Source organism: Caballeronia sp. M23-90 (assembly GCF_053574605.1).
In genome coordinates this window covers 1-700 of the sequence record NZ_JBSIPA010000946.1, presented here as the reverse complement: position 1 = coordinate 700, position 700 = coordinate 1, and the positions used below count along the sequence as shown (strand labels likewise).

1 pseudogene is annotated in these 700 nt (G+C 62.1%); it reads left to right on the top strand.

Going from position 1 to position 700, the window contains the following annotated elements:
- Positions 1–700 (top strand): annotated as a pseudogene (locus tag ACRXB1_RS37200) (IS3-like element ISBxe1 family transposase); the annotation flags it as partial.

Below are 700 nucleotides of genomic sequence, written 5' to 3'. Positions count from 1 at the left end.
ATGGTCCGCGGCGGCCAGAGCATGGCGGCGGTGGCGAAGATACTGGGCATCAGCCCGAAGACGCTGCACAACTGGGTGAAGGCCGATGCCGCTGGGAAGCTGAACGGCGCAGGCAAACAGGTTTCTCCAGAACAGATGGAGATTGCCCGGCTGCGCGCGGAGTTGGCACGCGTGAAGATGGAGCGCGACATATTGGAAAAAGCCACGGCGTACTTTGCAAAGGTGTCGGCATGAAGTACGCCTGGATCGAGCTTCACAGCCGACAATGGCCGGTGTCCCTGACCTGCCAGGTGCTGGGTGTCAGCCCCAGCGGTTACCACGCGCGCAAGGCGCGCGATGTCGATACTGACCGAGCGCGCCGACGCATCAGCAACGACGCTCTGCTGGTGCACATCAAGGCCGTGCACGCTGAATCCAAAGGCGAGTACGGCTGGCCGCGCGTGTGGAAGCAACTGCTGGCCCAGGGCATTCGTGTCAGCAAGGATCGTGTCCAGCGGCTCATGAAGCTGCACGGCATCAAGGCGAAGACCAAACGCCGGTTCAAGGTCACGACCGACAGCAACCACAGCCTGCCGGTCGCACCGGACCTGCTGCAACGAGACTTCTCTCCCGCGCGTCCCGACCAGGTCTGGACTACGGACATCACGTACATCTGGACGGACGAGGGTTGGCTGTTTCTGACCGTCATTCTCGACCTGTT